Source organism: Micromonospora sp. CP22 (assembly GCF_009712475.1).
Classification (GTDB): domain Bacteria; phylum Actinomycetota; class Actinomycetes; order Mycobacteriales; family Micromonosporaceae; genus Micromonospora.
In genome coordinates this window covers 59,214-76,103 of sequence record NZ_VCJO01000009.1, presented here as the reverse complement: position 1 = coordinate 76,103, position 16,890 = coordinate 59,214, and the positions used below count along the sequence as shown (strand labels likewise).

The 16,890-nt window shown below is 72.2% G+C and carries 18 protein-coding genes; 17 read left to right on the top strand and 1 reads right to left on the bottom strand.

Going from position 1 to position 16,890, the window contains the following annotated elements:
- Nucleotides 1-231 precede the first annotated feature (231 nt).
- From FF096_RS16690 to FF096_RS16610, 17 genes are all read left to right on the top strand, one after another.
- Nucleotides 232-1,641: an FtsW/RodA/SpoVE family cell cycle protein gene (locus FF096_RS16690; protein ID WP_155219417.1), complete on the top strand. Its 1,410-nt coding sequence runs from the start codon at nucleotides 232-234 to the stop codon at nucleotides 1,639-1,641.
- Nucleotides 1,641-2,747 carry an undecaprenyldiphospho-muramoylpentapeptide beta-N-acetylglucosaminyltransferase gene (gene murG, locus FF096_RS16685; RefSeq protein WP_155219155.1) on the top strand — a complete coding sequence of 369 codons (1,107 nt, stop codon included), beginning with the start codon at nucleotides 1,641-1,643 and terminating at the stop codon, nucleotides 2,745-2,747. The genes FF096_RS16690 and murG overlap by 1 nt, the downstream gene beginning before the upstream one ends.
- Before the next feature lie 178 nt (nucleotides 2,748-2,925).
- Nucleotides 2,926-4,458, top strand: a complete 1,533-nt coding sequence (gene murC, locus FF096_RS16680; protein ID WP_155219151.1) for a UDP-N-acetylmuramate--L-alanine ligase — start codon at nucleotides 2,926-2,928, stop codon at nucleotides 4,456-4,458.
- A gap of 32 nt (nucleotides 4,459-4,490) precedes the next feature.
- Nucleotides 4,491-5,270, top strand: a complete 780-nt coding sequence (locus FF096_RS16675) for an FtsQ-type POTRA domain-containing protein (protein ID WP_309223471.1) — start codon at nucleotides 4,491-4,493, stop codon at nucleotides 5,268-5,270.
- Nucleotides 5,271-5,510: 240 nt separating this feature from the next.
- Nucleotides 5,511-6,626, top strand: a complete 1,116-nt coding sequence (gene ftsZ / locus FF096_RS16670) for a cell division protein FtsZ (protein ID WP_155219145.1) — start codon at nucleotides 5,511-5,513, stop codon at nucleotides 6,624-6,626.
- A 9-nt stretch (nucleotides 6,627-6,635) separates the two neighbouring features.
- Complete coding sequence (locus FF096_RS16665; RefSeq protein ID WP_155219143.1) at nucleotides 6,636-7,385, top strand: YggS family pyridoxal phosphate-dependent enzyme; 750 nt, start codon at nucleotides 6,636-6,638, stop codon at nucleotides 7,383-7,385.
- Between the two features lie 189 nt (nucleotides 7,386-7,574).
- The gene (locus FF096_RS16660; RefSeq protein ID WP_155219140.1) at nucleotides 7,575-8,261 is read left to right on the top strand and encodes a cell division protein SepF; all 687 of its coding nucleotides are present in this window, start codon (nucleotides 7,575-7,577) and stop codon (nucleotides 8,259-8,261) included.
- A 29-nt stretch (nucleotides 8,262-8,290) separates the two neighbouring features.
- Complete coding sequence (locus FF096_RS16655) at nucleotides 8,291-8,596, top strand: YggT family protein (RefSeq protein ID WP_309223421.1); 306 nt, start codon at nucleotides 8,291-8,293, stop codon at nucleotides 8,594-8,596.
- A gap of 44 nt (nucleotides 8,597-8,640) precedes the next feature.
- Entirely contained in the window at nucleotides 8,641-9,444 is an 804-nt protein-coding gene (locus FF096_RS16650) for a DivIVA domain-containing protein (protein WP_155219137.1), read from the top strand.
- A 74-nt stretch (nucleotides 9,445-9,518) separates the two neighbouring features.
- On the top strand, nucleotides 9,519-10,085 hold the full coding sequence (locus tag FF096_RS16645; RefSeq protein WP_155219134.1) for a hypothetical protein: 567 nt from the start codon (nucleotides 9,519-9,521) through the stop codon (nucleotides 10,083-10,085).
- Nucleotides 10,086-10,093: 8 nt separating this feature from the next.
- Nucleotides 10,094-10,399: a DUF167 domain-containing protein gene (locus tag FF096_RS16640; protein WP_155219132.1), complete on the top strand. Its 306-nt coding sequence runs from the start codon at nucleotides 10,094-10,096 to the stop codon at nucleotides 10,397-10,399.
- Between the two features lie 232 nt (nucleotides 10,400-10,631).
- Complete coding sequence (locus FF096_RS16635) at nucleotides 10,632-11,051, top strand: TraR/DksA C4-type zinc finger protein (protein WP_155219130.1); 420 nt, start codon at nucleotides 10,632-10,634, stop codon at nucleotides 11,049-11,051.
- 67 nt (nucleotides 11,052-11,118) lie between these two features.
- Nucleotides 11,119-11,787, top strand: a complete 669-nt coding sequence (gene lspA / locus FF096_RS16630; protein WP_155219128.1) for a signal peptidase II — start codon at nucleotides 11,119-11,121, stop codon at nucleotides 11,785-11,787.
- Nucleotides 11,784-12,728, top strand: a complete 945-nt coding sequence (locus FF096_RS16625) for an RluA family pseudouridine synthase (RefSeq protein WP_155219126.1) — start codon at nucleotides 11,784-11,786, stop codon at nucleotides 12,726-12,728. The genes lspA and FF096_RS16625 overlap by 4 nt, the downstream gene beginning before the upstream one ends.
- A 41-nt stretch (nucleotides 12,729-12,769) precedes the next feature.
- Nucleotides 12,770-13,789 (top strand): hypothetical protein, encoded by a 1,020-nt coding sequence (locus FF096_RS16620; protein WP_309223420.1) that lies wholly within the window; start codon nucleotides 12,770-12,772, stop codon nucleotides 13,787-13,789.
- A 96-nt stretch (nucleotides 13,790-13,885) separates the two neighbouring features.
- Nucleotides 13,886-15,280 carry an AAA family ATPase gene (locus FF096_RS16615; protein WP_309223419.1) on the top strand — a complete coding sequence of 465 codons (1,395 nt, stop codon included), beginning with the start codon at nucleotides 13,886-13,888 and terminating at the stop codon, nucleotides 15,278-15,280.
- A 73-nt stretch (nucleotides 15,281-15,353) separates the two neighbouring features.
- On the top strand, nucleotides 15,354-16,262 hold the full coding sequence (locus FF096_RS16610; protein WP_375335353.1) for a DUF2567 domain-containing protein: 909 nt from the start codon (nucleotides 15,354-15,356) through the stop codon (nucleotides 16,260-16,262).
- Here FF096_RS16610 and FF096_RS16605 read toward each other — a convergent pair.
- The gene (locus tag FF096_RS16605) at nucleotides 16,174-16,875 is read right to left on the bottom strand and encodes an LON peptidase substrate-binding domain-containing protein (RefSeq protein ID WP_309223418.1); all 702 of its coding nucleotides are present in this window, start codon (nucleotides 16,873-16,875) and stop codon (nucleotides 16,174-16,176) included. The two genes, FF096_RS16610 and FF096_RS16605, sit on opposite strands and share 89 nt — an antisense overlap.
- Nucleotides 16,876-16,890 lie beyond the last annotated feature (15 nt).

Sequence of the window (16,890 nt, the reverse complement as noted above, 5' to 3'; positions counted from 1 at the left end):
CGACACGCCGACCGGGGCGTACGGCCTGTGTCGGGTGCCGGAAACGGCGATGATGGCGCTGTGGGGGAGGCGCGAGAAGGAGACGGCACGGTCGGGTCGGCAGCGGGCGGTGCCACGACGGTCAGGGGCGGAAGCCGGGCCGGGGCCGCGACCGCCGCGAGCCGGGCCGCCGACGGATCCGGTACGGCACGCGCCGACGGGGCGTTGCGTGGGCTGGACGCGGTGGGGTCGCTGGCGGCGCTGCGAGGTCTGCTGTCCCGGCCGCTGGCCTCCTACCACCTACTGCTGGCCAGCGCGGGTCTGCTGCTGCTGATCGGGCTGACCATGGTCTTCTCGGCCACCAGCGTGCGGGACTACGCCGAGGGCGGCAACGCCTCGGCGTCGCTGACCAAGCAGGCGATCTTCGCGGTGATCGGCATCGGCGCGTTCTGGGCCTGCCAGCGGCTGCCGGCACGCACCTACCGGGCCCTGGGTCGGCCGACCCTGGCGGTCGCGGTGGGGCTGCTGGTGCTGCTGAACCTGCTGGTGGCGTACGGGCGGCTGACCAACGGTCCGGCGAAGATCGGCCCGCTGGAGGCTGAGCTGCTCTGGCTGTACATCGGCGGGATCAGCCTGCAACCCTCGGAGCTGGCGAAGTTCGCGTTGGTGCTGTGGGGTGCGCACGTGCTCGCCCGCAAGGGCGCGGCGCTGGGCTGGTGGCGGGAGTTGGCCGCGCCGCTCTTCCCCGTGGTGGGGCTGCTCTTCGTCCTGGTCGGCTACAACGACCTGGGCAGCATGCTCTGCCTGCTGGCCCTGGTCGTGGGGTTGCTCTGGGCGGCGGGGGTGCGGCTGCGGGTCTTCGCCGCGCTCAGCGCCATCGGGCTGCTCGGCATCGGACTGCTGGTCGCGGTGGCCTCGCTCGGTGCCGGTTCCGGGGTACGAGGCGAGGAAAACTACCGGCTGGCCCGGCTCACCGTCTTCTTCAACCCGCCACCGATGGACGCCTGCAAGGAGCAGCTCTGCTACCAGATGGTCCAGGCCCGGTACGCCATCGCCAACGGCGGCTGGTTCGGCACCGGGCTGGGCCAGGGGCGGACCAAATGGGCCTGGCTGCCCGCCGCCGAGAACGACTTCATCTTCGCGGTGATCGCCGAGGAACTCGGGGTGGTCGGCTGTGCCGTGGTGGTCACCCTCTTCGCCGTACTCGGCTACACCGGCCTGCGCATCGCCCGCCGGGTCGAGGACCCGTTCCGCCGGTTGGCCGCCGCCGGGGCCACCGCATGGCTGGTCGGTCAGGCGTTCATCAACATCGGCGGGGTGATCGGGCTGCTGCCGCTGACCGGCATACCGCTGCCCTTCATCTCCGACGGCGGCAGCGCCCTGGTGGTCACCCTCGCGGCGGTCGGCATGCTGGCCTCGTTCGCCCGCGCCGAACCGGATGCGGCCCGGGCCCTGCATGCCCGTCCGCCGGCCCGGTGGGTCCGACTAGTGTGGGCACCGTTGCCGCCGCTTCCTGGCCGGCGGCGCCGCGTCGCGCCGCCGTCGACCGGCCGGGGTGCCGTGCCCCAGGCACGCAAGCGGCGCAGGGACGACCAGGCCGCACCGCGTGGCACCCGGGACGGCCGGGGTCGTGGCGGGTCGGCGGACGAAAGGAGACGTTGATGGGTCCGCTGCGTTCGGTGGTGCTCGCAGGAGGTGGCACCGGGGGGCACATCTACCCGCTGCTCGCCTTCGCCGACTGCCTGCGCCGGCATGACCCCGGCGTCCGGATCACCTGCCTGGGCACACCCAAGGGCCTGGAGAACGAGCTGATCCCACCGGCCGGTTACGACCTGCGGAACATCCCGGCCTACCAACTGCCCCGGTCGATCAACATGAACCTGGTGCGTACCCCGGGCCGGATGTGGACCGCGGCCCGCGCCGCGGGCAAGGTCATCGACGAGGTACGCGCCGACGTGGTGGTCGGCTTCGGCGGGTACGTCTCGGTGCCGGCCTACCTGGCCGCCTGGCGGCGGGAGATGCCCATCGTGATCCACGAGGTGAACGTGCCCCCGGGGGTGGCCAACCGGCTGGGGATGAAGTTCACCAAACACGTGGCGGTCGGCTTCCCGCATCAGCCGGCCCAGGCCGAGTCGCTGCGCGACGCCCGGGTGGTCGGTGTGCCGCTGCGGCGCAGCATCGCCGGGCTGGACCGGGCGGCGATGCGTAACGCCGCGCGGGCCCACTTCGGGCTCCGCCCCGACCTGCCGGTGCTCTTCGTCGCCGGTGGCTCGCAGGGCGCCCGGTCGATCAACCTCGCGGTCGCCGGGGCGGCGAAGGAGTTGGCGCGCAACGGAGTCCAGGTGCTGCACGTGATCGGTGCCCGCAACGAGCCGGTGTCGATCCCGACCGACCTGCCGGTGCCGTACGTGACGTTGCCGTACCTGTCCGACATGGATGCCGGGTACGCGGCGGCGGACCTGATGCTCGGTCGGGGCGGGGCGATGACCTGTGCCGAGGTCGCCGCGATCGGGCTGCCGACCATCTACGTGCCCTACCCGCACAGCAACCAGGAGCAGAAACGCAACGCGCTGCCGGTGGTCGAGGCCGGCGGTGGTCTGCTCGTCGACGACGCCGAGGTCACCCCCGACTGGCTCGAACGCACGGTGATCCCGCTGATCCGCGACCCGCAGCGGCTGCACGCGATGGGCAACGCCGCCGCGGCCTACGGCCGGCGCGACGGGGACGAGGCGCTGCTCAACTTCGTCTACGAGGCGGTCTCCCGGTGAGCGCGAGGAGTGAGCCGGTTTTGCGAGCCCCGCAGTCGCGAACGAAGGACGGCTCGGTGAGCGCGAGGAGTGAGCCGGTTGTGCGAGCCCCGCAGTCGCGAACGAAGGACGGCTCGGTGAGCGTGAGGAGTGAGCCGGTTCTGCGAGCCCCGCAGTCGCGAACGAAAGGCTGGTCCCGATGACCACGTTCAGCCCGGCGGGCACGTTGACCGCCGAGGACCTCGGTCACATCCACCTGATCGGGGTGGGTGGGGTCGGTATGAGCGGGCTGGCCCGGCTCTTCCTCACCCGGGGCCTGCCGGTCTCCGGCAGTGAGCTGCGGGAGTGGCCGTCGCTGGCCGGCCTCCGGGCGCTCGGTGGGACCGTCCACATGACGCACGAGGCGAGCAATCTCGACGGGGTCGACACGGTCGTGTACTCCTCGGCGATCCCGGCGGACCACCTGGAGATGGTCGAGGCGCGTCGGCGCGGGCTGCGGGTGCTGCACCGTTCGGAGGCGCTGGCGGCGGCGATGACCGGTCGTCGTACCGTGGCCGTCGCCGGAACCCACGGCAAGACCACCACCACCTCCATGGTCACCATGGTGCTTCAGCAGGCCGGGGCGGATCCGTCCTTCGTGATCGGTGGGGAGATCTCCGAGGGGGGCTCGGGGGCGCACCACGGCACCGGCGAGTACTTCGTGGTCGAGGCCGACGAGAGCGACCGCTCCTTCCTCATCTACCGGCCCTTCGTCTCGATCGTGACGAACATCGAGGCGGACCACCTGAACACCTACGGCGACCTGGCGAACCTGGAGGCGGCCTTCGCCGAGTTCGCCCGGCTCACCGATCCGGACGGCTTCATCATCACCTGCGCCGACGACGTGGGCGGCCGCCGGTTGGCGGCGACGCTGCGCGCCGAGGGGCGTCGGGTCTACACCTACGGCGAGGCCGAGGACGCCGACCTGCGGCTGACCGACATGGCCTCCTCGGCGCGGGGAGTGCGCTATCTGGCCCACATCGACGGCCGCTCGCTGGGCGAGTTCCGGCTGCCGGTGCCGGGTCGGCACATGGGGCTCAACAGCGCGTCGGCGGTGCTGGCGGCGTACCTGCTGGAGTTGCCGTTGCCGGCGGTGGAGGCCGCGCTCGCGGCCTTCCCGGGGGTGCGTCGGCGCTTCGAGCGCAAGGGCGTCGCCGACGGGGTGCTGGTCTACGACGAGTACGCCTACCATCCGACCTCGATGACGCTGGCCCTGCGGACGCTGCGCGAGGTGGCCGGCGACGGCCGCCTGATCGTGGTCTTCCAGCCCTACCGGCTCTACCGCACCCGCGAGTTGCAGGCGGAGATCGCCGAGGCGCTGGCGATCGCCGACGAGTTGGTGCTGCTGGAGGTCTTCGGGCCGGGCGAGGAGCGCGGCCCCGGCGAGGGCTCGGCGGCCCTGATCGAGGCGGTGCCGCTGCCGGCGGAGCGGAAGGTGTTCGTCGACACCTGGGAGGCCGTGCCGACCGAGGTGGCCCGTCGGGCCTGGTCCGGTGACGTGGTGGTGACGATGGGGGCCCCACCGATCTCGCTGATGGGCGACGAACTGTTGGCCGCGTTGGCGGCGCGCACCGCCGGTGCGCAGGCGTCGACCGACACCGTCCCCGGCGGGGTGACCGGCGGGTCGACGAGCATCGGGGGCAGCGTGCCTGACGCCGTCGGTGTGGACGGCGCGGCGCCTGTCGCGGAATGAGTCCCGGCCCGGCCCGTGGGCGCGGCACCGGTGTGGACGGTGCCGCCGGGCGTCGCCCCGTCCGCAGGTGGCAGCTGGTACGCGCGGGCAGGGACGCGGTGCCCGCCTCGACCCGGCGGTTCATGGCCCGCGCCCGGCGTCGTCGGATGCGCGCGGCGCTGCCCTGGGCGGTGCTCGGTGGCCTGCTGGCGGTGGCGGGGCTGGTGGCGTGGACGCTGCTGAGCACCGGCCTGTTCGGGGTACGTGAGATGCGGGTGGAGGGTGCCGACCTGGTGACGGCGGTGCAGGTGCGCGACGCGGCGGGGGTGCCGGACGGTGCTCCGCTGGCCCGGGTCGACCTGGCGGAGCTGGCCGACCGGATCGGCGCCCTGCCGCCGGTGGAGCGGGTCACCGTGACCCGGGACTGGCCGGACGCGTTGGTGGTGCGGCTGACCGAGCGCACCGGGGTGGCGGTGGTGCCGCGTGGGGAGCAGTTCGTGGTGATCGACGCAGCCGGGGTGGTGTTCCAGACGGTCCCGGATCGACCGGCCGACCTGCCGCTGGTGCGGCTGGCCTCGCCCGGCCCGGAGGATCCGGACACCCAGGCGGGTCTGGAGGTGCTCGGCGCGCTCACCCCGGAGCTGCGCGACCACCTGGTCGAGGTCAGTGTGGAGGGTCTGGCGCGGATCAGCCTGACGTTGCGCGACGACCGTACGGTGTTCTGGGGCGACGCGACCCGTGGTCCGGACAAGGCGCGGGTGGCCACCGCGCTGCTCGACCAGGACGCGGCCCGGATCGACGTGAGCGCACCGGACGTGGTCACCTTCCGATGAGTGGCCGATCAGGGGTGAGCCGTCTCGCTAGACCGGCGACACGCCGGAAAGGTCCTTGGCTCATCGCTCGGCTGCGCTTACGTTGCCCCGAAGAGGATCAGTGGTTGACATAACTCTAACCCTCTAGTAGAGGGTGAGGGTTTACCTCTCGACCTCGGTGGTGGTAGCTGCGTCGACCGTCGGTCCGGCCAGGCCGTAGCCGGTCGGGGAGTAGCCGATCTCGAAGGGAAAGGACCGGAGATGACACCTCCGCACAACTACCTGGCGGTCATCAAGGTCGTCGGCATCGGGGGTGGCGGCGTCAACGCCGTCAACCGGATGATCGAGGTTGGGCTCAAGGGCGTCGAGTTCATCGCGATCAACACAGACGCGCAGGCGTTGCTGATGAGCGATGCCGACGTGAAGCTGGACGTCGGTCGCGAGCTGACCCGTGGGTTGGGCGCGGGCGCCAATCCGGACGTCGGCAAGAACGCCGCCGAGGATCACCGAGACGAGATCGAGGAGGTCCTCAAGGGGGCCGACATGGTCTTCGTGACCTGCGGTGAGGGCGGTGGCACCGGCACCGGTGGCGCGCCGGTGGTGGCGAACATCGCCCGCAAGCTCGGGGCGTTGACCATCGGTGTGGTCACCCGCCCGTTCTCCTTCGAGGGCAAGCGCCGTCAGGTGCAGGCCGAGGCCGGCATCGACGAGCTGCGCAACCAGTGCGACACCCTGATCGTCATTCCGAACGATCGGCTGCTGGCGCTCGGCGACCGCAACATCAGCATGATGGACGCCTTCCGCACGGCCGACCAGGTGCTGCTCTCCGGTGTCCAGGGCATCACCGACCTGATCACCACGCCCGGTCTGATCAACCTGGACTTCGCCGACGTCAAGAGCGTGATGAGCGGCGCGGGCAGCGCGTTGATGGGCATCGGTAGCGCCCGTGGCGAGAACCGCGCGGTCGAGGCCGCCGAGGCCGCCATCTCCAGCCCGCTGCTGGAGCAGAGCATGGACGGTGCCCGGGGCGTGCTGCTCTCCATCGCCGGTGGGTCCGATCTCGGTCTGTTCGAGATCAACGACGCGGCGCAGCTGGTCACCGACGCGGCGCACCCGGACGCGAACATCATCTTCGGTGCGGTCATCGACGACGCGCTCGGCGACGAGGTGCGGGTGACCGTGATCGCGGCGGGCTTCGACGGCGGCACGCCGGCGTACAAGGCGGCCGAGCCGGCCCGCAAGACCAACCAGAACCAGCCCGCGCAGCCGAGCACCCCCATCCTGCCGTCGCCCGCCGCGCCGACCACGCCGCAGTCGCCGCGCCGGGTGCTCTTCGACGATGTGGACGTGCCTGACTTCCTGAAGAACGGGTCCTGAACAGCACCGATGACTGACAGTCAAGCCCCGGCGAGAGCCGACCGGCGCGCGGAGATCGCCGCCGGGCTCGCGCGCGTACGTTCCCGGATCGCCGACGCCTGCGCCGCCGCCGGCCGGGACCGGACCGAGGTGACCTTGATCGCGGTGACCAAGACCTACCCGGCGGCCGACGTGGTGACGCTGGTCGGCCTCGGCGTGACCGACGTGGGGGAGAACCGCGACCAGGAGGCGGCACCCAAGGCGGCCGAGGTCGCTGCCGCCGGTGTCGCCCCGCGTTGGCACTTCGTCGGCCGGTTGCAGCGCAACAAGGTCAAGTCGGTGCTGCGGTACGCGGACATGGTGCAGTCGGTCGACAGCGTCCGGTTGGCGTCCGCGTTGGACGCGGGCGTCACGTCCGTCGGCCGGGAGCGGCCGTTGGACGTGCTGGTCCAGGTCAGCATCGACGGTGACGCGGCGCGGGGCGGCGCCGTGCCGGACTCGGCCGATCCGGACGTCGGCCTCGGTCCGGTCACCGAGGCGGTGGCCACCGCCGGTGGGCTGCGACTGGCCGGTCTGATGGCGGTGGCGCCGCTGGGCTGGGAGCCGGAGCGAGCGTTCGCCCGGCTGGCCACCGTCGCCGCACTGGTCCGGGCTGACCATCCACAGGCCACGACGTTGTCCGCCGGCATGAGCGGCGACCTGGAGACGGCTATCGGTCACGGCGCGACACATGTCCGCGTCGGCAGCGCGTTGCTCGGAATGCGTCCCACGCTGCGGTAGCCTGGCCGCGAGGGAAGCAAATTACATCAGTGTTGTTTGTGGGAACGGCCTTCCCGGCAACGGGGGGTGTGACGTGCAACGCGAATTGTGCGTCAGGGATTGCCGTTCCTGTCCGGTGGGCAGGGATGTCCACTCGCGACAGGCGACACGGCGGGGGCGTGCCGCACGGCGGACGGGAAGGGCGCGGGGATGGGTGCACTGCGCAAGGCGGGGGTCTGGCTCGGACTGGTCGAAGAGGACGACGAGCGGGCCTACGACGACGGTGGCTACGACAAGGGTGGCTACCGCGAGTCGCGGTACCGGCAGAGCCGGTACGCCGAGGAGTTCGCCGACGAGGAGGACGAGGCGGAGGAGCCCCCGGCACCTCGGCCACGGCTGGGTGAGCGTGGGCGCCTGAGTGAGCGGCCGAGCCGGCTGGGCGAGCCCGAGCGGGTGGAGTCCGAGCGCCCGGAGCGGGCCGAGCGGTCCAGCGTACGGTCGATCACCCGGTCCACCGGCGAGCCGTCCGGTGCGCTGACCTACCACACCCGGGACAACCTCGCCCTGGCACCGCAGGCGCAGCCACGGGAGCGTGCGTTGGCGCCGGAGGAGGAGCAGCGCTACCAGATCACCACGCTGCACCCGACCACCTACCGCGAGGCGCGCACGATCGGTGAGCACTTCCGCGACGGGGTGCCGGTGATCATCAACCTCACCGAGATGGATGAGGCGGATGCCCGCCGTCTGGTGGACTTCGCCGCCGGGCTGGCCTTCGGCCTGCGCGGTACGATCGAGCGCGTGACCAACCGGGTGTTCCTGCTCTCACCGGCCAATGTCCAGGTCACCGCGGAGGACAAGGCCAAGATCGCTGAGGGTGGGTTCTTCAGCCTGAGTTGACCCGCCCGACCTGAGGGACATCGCCTGCCGTGTTGTCGATCTTGCTACAGGTTCTCTACCTGACCACGTACATCTTCCTGATCGTGCTGTTGGCGCGGTTCGTACTGAGCGCGGTGTTGCAGTACGGCCGGCGTTGGCAGCCCGGTCGGGGAGCGTCAGCCGGACTGGAATCCGTGTGGAGCGTCACTGATCCCCCGCTCCGGGCGTTGAGGCGTGTGATCCCTCCGCTGCGAATTGGTACCGTGAGCATCGACCTGGCCTCCCTTGTGCTCCTGGTTATCCTGTTCGTGCTGATGAGGTTTGTGTTAGAGCCGGCGATCATCAGGACCGCCTGATGACCGACGCGCTATCGCGGCCGCAACTGACCCGAGGAGTTTCGATGCCGCTGACCCCGGCCGACGTCCACAACGTCGCCTTCAAGAAGCCGCCGATCGGCAAGCGGGGCTACGACGAGGAGGAGGTCGACGCCTTCCTGGACGAGGTCGAGCGCGAACTCGCCCGCCTGATCGAGGAGAACAACGAGCTGCGCGCCCAGGTGGAGCGCGGCGGGCGGGGCGGTGCCCCCGCCGGTCCCGGTGGCGACGCCCGCCTCGCGGCCGAGCTGAACGACGTCAAGGCCCAGCTCGACCGGGTGCAGCGCGACAAGGCCGCCGCCGAGCAGGCCGCCCGCGCCATGCAGGCCGAGCTGGAGCAGGTCCGTGCCGTCGGTGTCGGTGGCGCGGTGCCCGGCGGTGACGGCGAGCAGCAGGCGCTGCGCGTGCTGATGATGGCCCAGCGCACCGCCGACGACCACGTCTCCGACGCTCGTCGCGAGGCCGACCAGCTGCTCTCCGAGGCCCGTTCGAAGGCCGAGGAGGTCACCCGCGAAGCCCGCGCCAAGGCCGACGCGCTGGAGCGCGACGCCCGGCAGCGGCACCAGGAGGCCATGGGCGGCCTGGACGCCAAGCGCACCGCGTTGCAGAAGCACATCGAGGAGCTCAAGCAGTTCGAGCGGGAGTACCGCACCCGGCTCAAGGCGTACCTGGAGAGCCAGCTGCGGGACCTCGACGGTCGTGGGCAGGGCCTGGAGGCCGAGATGACCCGCGGCGAAGGTGGCCGGGCCGCCGGCAACGGTCTCGCTGCGGCGGGGCTCGCCGGATCCTACGGCGGGGGCCGCTCCGGCGCGCTTGAGGCCGGTCGCTGAACCGGGTTGGTGACCGCCGCCGACGCGGCGATCACCGGCCCTGCCTCATCGGTACGACACGGCGAGGGTGAGCCATGATAGTCATCAGTCTCGCGCTCATCCTCGTCGCGGTGGTGCTGCTGGTCTTCGGCTTGGCCGGGGGCTCCAGCCCGCTGTTGGTCGTCTCGATCGGGGCCAGCCTGCTGGCCGCCGTGGCACTGGTCGCCGGTGCTCGCCAGGCGGCCGGCCGCGCCTCGGCCGCCACCAGCGGCCCGACCGGCCACGCGCCTCGCGGAGCGCGTGAGCCGAGCATTCCGACCCAACAGACCTCCGCAGACTTCGACGCCGGCGATGCCGGGTGGCGGCAACCACCCGGCTCGCCGGTGGCCGAGCCGGGCGAGCGGTCGAGCGCCGTCGACGGGTACGACGACGAACCCGCTGCCGAGGAGTTCAGCGCGGAGCAGGCGGCCCGGGTGGCTCGCCTGACGGACGACGTCCGGGTCGTCGACGGTCGGCCGCGTTACCACCTCGACCAGTGTCCGCACCTGGTCGGCCGAAAGCACGAACCGCTTCCCGTCGCGGAGGCGGTCGAACTCGGCTTCACCCCCTGCGCGCACTGCACACCGAACGCGGTGTTGCTGTCAGAAGCTGAACACCGCTGAGTCGCTCGATGGACGATTCGCTCACTGTCGCCGTACGGGTGAAACCGGGGTCGTCGCGGGCTCGGGTGGGCGGCCGGTTCGACGGCCCGCATGGTCCCGCCCTGGTCATCGCGGTGCATCCGCCAGCGGCTGACGGCCGGGCCACCGAGGCGGCCCGGCGCGCGTTGGCCGCCGCGCTCGGCGTCCGACCCGCCGCCGTGTCACTGCGTACCGGTGCGGCCAGCAGAGACAAGCTCTTCCTGGTCACCCCGTCCGGACCGGAGGTGGTCGGCCGGCTGAACCGGCTACGGGACGGTGCGGAACAGGCCGGTTGAGTGGTGCTCTTCTGCTAGCGTTCCCTTTGCCCTGAAATGGCAGTAATCAGGGTGGACCGGGTGTTTCGGTGCGGCACGTTGTCGGACGCCCTTACGTTCCGTATCCTTGCCAACCTCCGGAGTGCGCGGCCAACATGGCCGCGCGCCCGTTTTGTACCTGGGGCGGCCGATATCGGCGGCCCCTGTCGAGGCGTCGCGGACTCACCGCGGCTCCGTGGCCGAGGGAGCGACGATGGCCAAGCCCACCGACACCAGGACCGCCGGCCGCAAGTCCGCGGCGAAGTCCACCCGCAGCGCCGCGGAGACCGAGAAGATCCGAGCCGCGCTGGCAGCGCGGCATGAGGAACTGCGCGCCGAGTACGATCAGACGTTGAGCGAGATCACCGAGCTACAGCGCGACCGTCTCACCGACTCGGCCGGGGACGACCAGGCCGACACCGGTACCAAGACGTTCGAGCGGGAGCAGGAGATCTCTCTCGCCAACAGCATCCTGGAACGGATCACGCAGGTCGAACGCGCCCTGGAGCGTCTCGACGAGGGCGGCTACGGCTGGTGCGAGCGGTGCGGCAACCCCATCCCGGTGGAGCGGCTGGCCGCCTTCCCGTCGGCCACCCTCTGCGTGACCTGCAAGCAGCTGGAGGAGCGGCGCTGACGGTACGCTTCCCGGCGTCCGTGCGTGGCGGTGCGACGGCACCGCCACGATCGTCGATGGGGAGCAGATGAGCGCAGCACCACCCGCGGGATCCGGTACCACCGGGCCAGGCACCGCCACGAGCTCGCGGCGCCGGGCCGTCACGATCCTGCTCTCGCTCGCGGCGTTCGCGCTGGCCGTCGACCTGTTGACCAAGCACCTGTCGCTCCAGGAGCTCAGTGACCGCGAGCCGGTGCGGCTGCTCGGTGGCGCTCTCTACCTGTCGCTGACCCGCAACAGCGGGGCCGCCTGGAGTCTCGGCAAGGACTACACCTTCATCTTCCCGATCATCGCGATCGGGGTGCTGGGTTGGATCGCCTGGATGGCGCGGACGCTGCGGTCGGTGCCGTGGGCGATCTCGCTGGGCCTGGTGGTCGGCGGCGTGGTCGGCAACCTGCTCGACCGGATTTTCCGGGCACCGGGCTGGTTCGTCGGGCACGTGGTCGACATGTTCAGCGTCTTCGACCCGTACGGCCGGGTCTTTCCGATCTTCAACGTGGCCGACAGCGCCCTGGTCTGCGGCGTGCTGCTCGCCGTGGTGCTGGAGTTCACCGGCCGCCAGCGCGACGGCACCCGGGCGTTGGCCGACGACCGGCGCGCCGACACCGAGTCGGCGGACGACCGCGCCGCCGACCGGCAGCCCGCCGGGGCCGGCGAACCGGGCGACGGCGACGGCGGACGGGGGGAGCGGGCATGACCGCCGCCTTCGCCACCGGCGGCGACCAGCGCAGCCTGCCGGTACCCGACGGGCTCGACGGGATGCGGCTGGACCAGGCCGTGGCCCGGCTGTTCGGCCTCTCCCGGACCACCGCCGCCGCGCTCATCGACGCCGGTGAGGCGCTGGTGGACGGCGCGGTACGGCCCAACTCGCACAAGGTGCGGGCCGGTTCCTGGCTGGAGGTGACACTGCCCCCGCCGGCCAGGGCGCCGGTGGTGGTGGCTGAGGCGGTGCCCGGCCTGCGGGTGGTGTACACCGACGAGGACATCGTGGTGGTCGACAAGCCGGTCGGCGTGGCCGCGCATCCCAGCCCGGGGTGGACCGGCCCGACGGTGATCGGTGGGCTCGCCGCGATCGGGCACACGATCGCCACCAGCGGCGCCGCCGAACGGCAGGGCGTCGTGCACCGGCTCGACGTCGGCACCACCGGGATCATGGTGGTGGCCAAGAGCGAGCAGGCGTACAGCGCGCTGAAGCGGGCCTTCAAGTACCGGGAGGTGGAGAAGCGCTACCACGCGGTGGTGCAGGGGCACCTGGATCCGCTGCGCGGCACCATCGACGCGCCGATCGACCGGCACCCGCACCACGACTACCGCTGGGCGGTGGTGTCCGGCGGCAAACCGAGCATCACCCACTACGACACCATCGAGGCGTTTCCCTCCGCGAGCCTGGTCGACGTGCGGCTGGAGACCGGCCGCACCCACCAGATCCGGGTGCACTTCTCGACGCTGCGGCACCCGTGTGTGGGTGACCTCACGTATGGTGCCGATCCGACGCTCGCCGCCCGGCTCGGACTGGATCGCCAGTGGTTGCACGCCAGAGAGTTGAGCTTCCAGCACCCCCGTACGGGGGACGAGGTCCGCTTCGTCAGCGACTACCCTGACGATCTGAGACGCGTGCTGGACATCCTCCGCGACTGACGCGTCCCGCCCGTTCCGACCGACCGACGAGGGGACCGCCCGTGCGCGCCGGCGATCTGCTGCGGAAGTTGGATCAGCGACTGCTGCCCCGCCTCGCGGCCACCGTGACCCGGCTGAGCCACGGTCCGAGCCGTGGTCCGCTGCTCGGATGGGTGGCGACGCTCTCCTGCGCCACGGTGCTGGCCACCGCCATGCTCGCCACCGGTGGCCCGCCCGGGCAGGATCAGACGGTCGGCGAGGTCACCCGGGTGGGGGTGGTCGAGGGCGACTCCATTCCGCGGTACGAGGCGACCGCCGCGGCCGACCTGGCCGCGCTGGCCGGCCGGTCACTCGACGACGGTACGTACGCGTTGGTCTCGCTCACCGAGTACCTCACCCCGTCCCGGCTCGCCGCGGTGGTCGGGGACGTGGGGGTCGCGTTCGTGTTCGGCCGGGTGCCGCTGCCGGAGCGGCAGACCGAGATCGTCCGCATTCCGGCCCAGCGGGTGCCGGAGGACGTCACCGCCGGGATGATCAAGCTCGCGGAGCGCAAGGAGCGGGAGGCCGCCGACTACCGGGCCCGAGCCACCGCGTTGGGTGGCGGCGCGCCAACGGAACGCGAACTGCGCGACCTGTACCTCAGCGGTGCCCGGGTCGCGGCGGCGGAGGCGGCCGCGTACCGGGCCGAGTGCGCCTGTCTCTACGCGCTGGTGGTGCGGGCCGAGCCGGCGAAGCTTCGTGGCGTGGCGGCCCGATCCGGGGTACGGGTGGTGGACCCGGCACCGGAGGTGCGGCGGTTGGAGCGGACGGTGTTCACCCCGCCGTTGCCCGAACAGCGGGACGTCGTCCGGCCGCCGGTCGACCGGGCGACCACACCGGAGCCGACCGAGAGCCCTGTCGTCCCCGTCAGCCCGTCCGCGTCGGAACCGACCGTGGCGGTACCGACGCCGACACCGACACCGACACCGGAAGTGACGGATTCGTCACCGCCGCCGCCGTCGCCCGCGCCGTCGGCTTCGACCTGGACGCCGTCCACCTCGACAGACACCGTCGACGGAGACGACCCGGACCCGACACCGTGACGATCGCCGACACAACTGGGGGCCGCCCGGTGTGGCCTCAATAGGCTTTCGTTCGTAGCCTGTCAGACGGAGACCGAAGCGCTGGGGAGGCGATCCGTGGAGGGCAGCGAGACCGGTTGGGGACGACCCGCCGAACCGGCACCGCGGTGGCGGGCGCTGCTCGACCGAGCCCGCCTCGGCAGTCGCAGCGCAGAGCCGCCCGGCACCGAGCGGCACGCCGAGGAGCCCTCCGCGCCCGCCTCGCCGCCGCCGGAGCCGTTACCGCGACGAGGGCCCGGCACCGGCTACGCGGCGCGCGTACCGGCCGTCGGGCAACCGGCCGACCGGCCGTACGGCGAGGAGCCGGCCTACCGCGCCGAACCGGCGTACCGGGTGGATCCGGCGCGTCCCGTCCAGCCCTATCGGGGGCAGCCGGGACCGTCGCCGTACCCGGCGGTGCCGGAGCCCCGTCGGCCGGAACCTGTCGAGTCGCGGTACACCCTGCTGGACAACGGCTACCGGCACGCCGCGCCGCCGGTGGAGTCCCGCTACGCCCTGTTGGACAACGGTGGCTACCAGCCGCCCTCGGCGACGGTCGCACCGCCGCCCACCCCGGCACCCGTGACGCCACCACCGGCCGTGGCGCAGCCTGCGGTGGCCGGTCGCCCGGGGCGTATCGAGTGGCGTGCGCAGAGCGCCGGAAACGACCTGGAACGGGCCGCCGCCGTGCTCCGGCGTGACCTGGGCGCTCCCCGGGTGATCGCCTTCGCCAACCCCAAGGGCGGGGTGCACAAGACGACGGCCACCGTGCTGGCCGCGGCCACCATCGGCAGCGTACGCGGCCGGGGGGTGTTGGCCTGGGACGACAACGAGTTGCGCGGCACGCTCGGGCTGCGTGCCGGCAGCGCCCGGCATGCCCGTACGATCCGGCACCTGGTCGCCGATCTCGTGCAGATCGAGATCCGGGAGGGCAGCGAGCTGCTGGAGATCCTGGACGACTATCTGCGGCACGCCTCCGACGGGTCGTACGACGTGCTCGCCGGTGAGGAGAGTCCCCGGTTCGCCCAGCGACTGGACCAGTTCACCGTCAAACGGGTGCTGGAGCTGCTGCGTCGCACCCACGACGTGATCTGTGTGGACACCGGCAACAACGTGGAGAGCCCGAACTGGCGCACGGTCATGCAGGCCGCCGACCAACTGGTGGTGACCACGGTGCCCCGCGAGGACGCCGCGTTCAGTGCGGACTGGATGCTCGACCTGCTGCACGAGGAGGGGATGGGTGAGCTGGCCGACAACGCGGTCACCCTGATCTCCTGCCCCACTCCCGGCCGGTTGCCGTTGCAGAGCGACCTGGAGCGACACTTCGCCACCCGGACCCGGGCGGTGACCGTGGTGCCGTACGACCCGGCGCTGGAGACCGGCTCCTCGATCGAATACCACCAGCTCCAGGGTGAGACCCGGCAGGCGTGGTTGCGCGCGGCGTCGGCGATGCTGGAGGCGTTCGGTCACTGACGCGCCCGGAGGCCGGTGGCGACTTCCGGCGACACGGTGTACGACCGGTGACGGTTGCTGCGAGGATCATCGGGTGAGTCCGACCACCCCTGCCGCCGAACCTCCCGCACGACCGCCAGCGGACCGGTCGCCGTCGCCCTACGGGCCGGTGGCCGAACCGGGTACCGCACAGCCGATCACGGAGGGGACAGCCGGACCGGCGGGCCCCGCCGGGGCGGCGTTGTCCCACCAGGTGACAGCCGGACCGGCGACCCAGCCGACCGGCGAGGCGGTGGCTACCGACGAGCGGACCGCCGGACGCGGTCGGCTGGCCGCCGCCGCAGCGGTGACGGTGCTGGTGGTGGGTGTGTTGGGGGCGCCGCTGGGTTGGCTCTGGTCGGTGCTCGCACCGGCCACGCCGGTGGTCAAGAGCGGCGACGGCGCGGTCTACGGCCAGGCACAACCGGAACAGCCGATCGCCGCGGACGGGTGGTTCAGCCTGCTCGGGCTGCTGTTCGGGGTGCTCGTCGCGCTCGCCGTGTGGCTGCTGCTGCGCCGCCACCGGGGGCCGGTCGGGCTGGTCGTCGCGGTGGCCGGTGGACTCGCCGCCGCGTTGGTCGCCTGGCAGGTGGGGCGTCGGATCGGACTGGCCGAATACCAGCGGCTGCTGGACACCGCCCCGGACGGCACCCGGTTCAGCAAGCCGGTGGACCTGCGGGCCGGTGGGATCGACCTGTTCCTCGGGGTGCTGCCGATGCCCTACGGCAACCTGCTGCTGGCGGCGTTCGCTGCCGCGGTGACGTACACCCTGCTCGCCGGGTGGTCCCGGTGGCCGTCGTTGCGCCCCGAGCCGGAACCGGACGGGGCCTGGCTCGCGGCGTACCCGTCGTGGCCGGCGGGATCGGCGGGCGGCGTCAGTTCGGGGCCGGCGGGGGCGACGCCAGCTCCGCCAGCGGCACCGGAACCGCCCGCACCTGGCGCAGCAGAGCCGCCTCGCGGTTGAGCAGGTGCAGCTCGGCCCGCAGCCGGGCGGCGGTGCTGTCGATGGCGAGCAGCCGCTGGCGGTCGGCCAGCGTCAGCGCCGCCGTCGCGGCGACCAGGTGGGACAGCACCGTCGGGTCCTCGGGCAGCTGCTCGGTCAGTTGGCCGTCCTCGGCCCGGATCAGGCCGAGGTACTGCCGGAAGACCGAGATCACCCGGGCCGCCAGCAGGTCCGCGGCCTCGTCCGGGCCGTCCGGCTCGGGCAACCACTGCACCTGGGCGGTCAGGTACGGCGCGGAGGTGCGGTCGATGTCGCCCACCCGGAACCGTCGCCGCCCCACGGTGACGATGTCGAAGCCCCCGTCGTCCAACTCGGTGACCTGCCGCAGCTCGGCCGTGCAGCCCACCTCGTGCAGGGCGACCTCCGCGGACCGGGACGCGGCCCGGCCGCGACCGGTGGCGACCTCCCAGCCTCGGCGGATGGCCACCACCCCGAACTCGCGTGGGGTGCCCTCGGGCAGCGCGACCAGGTGTCGGACCAGTGCGCGGTAGCGTTCCTCGAAGATGTGCAGCGGCAGGACCAGCCCCGGGAAGAGCACCGTGGCGAGCGGGAACACCGGTAGCCGTGCGGTCACGTGATCAAGCGTAGC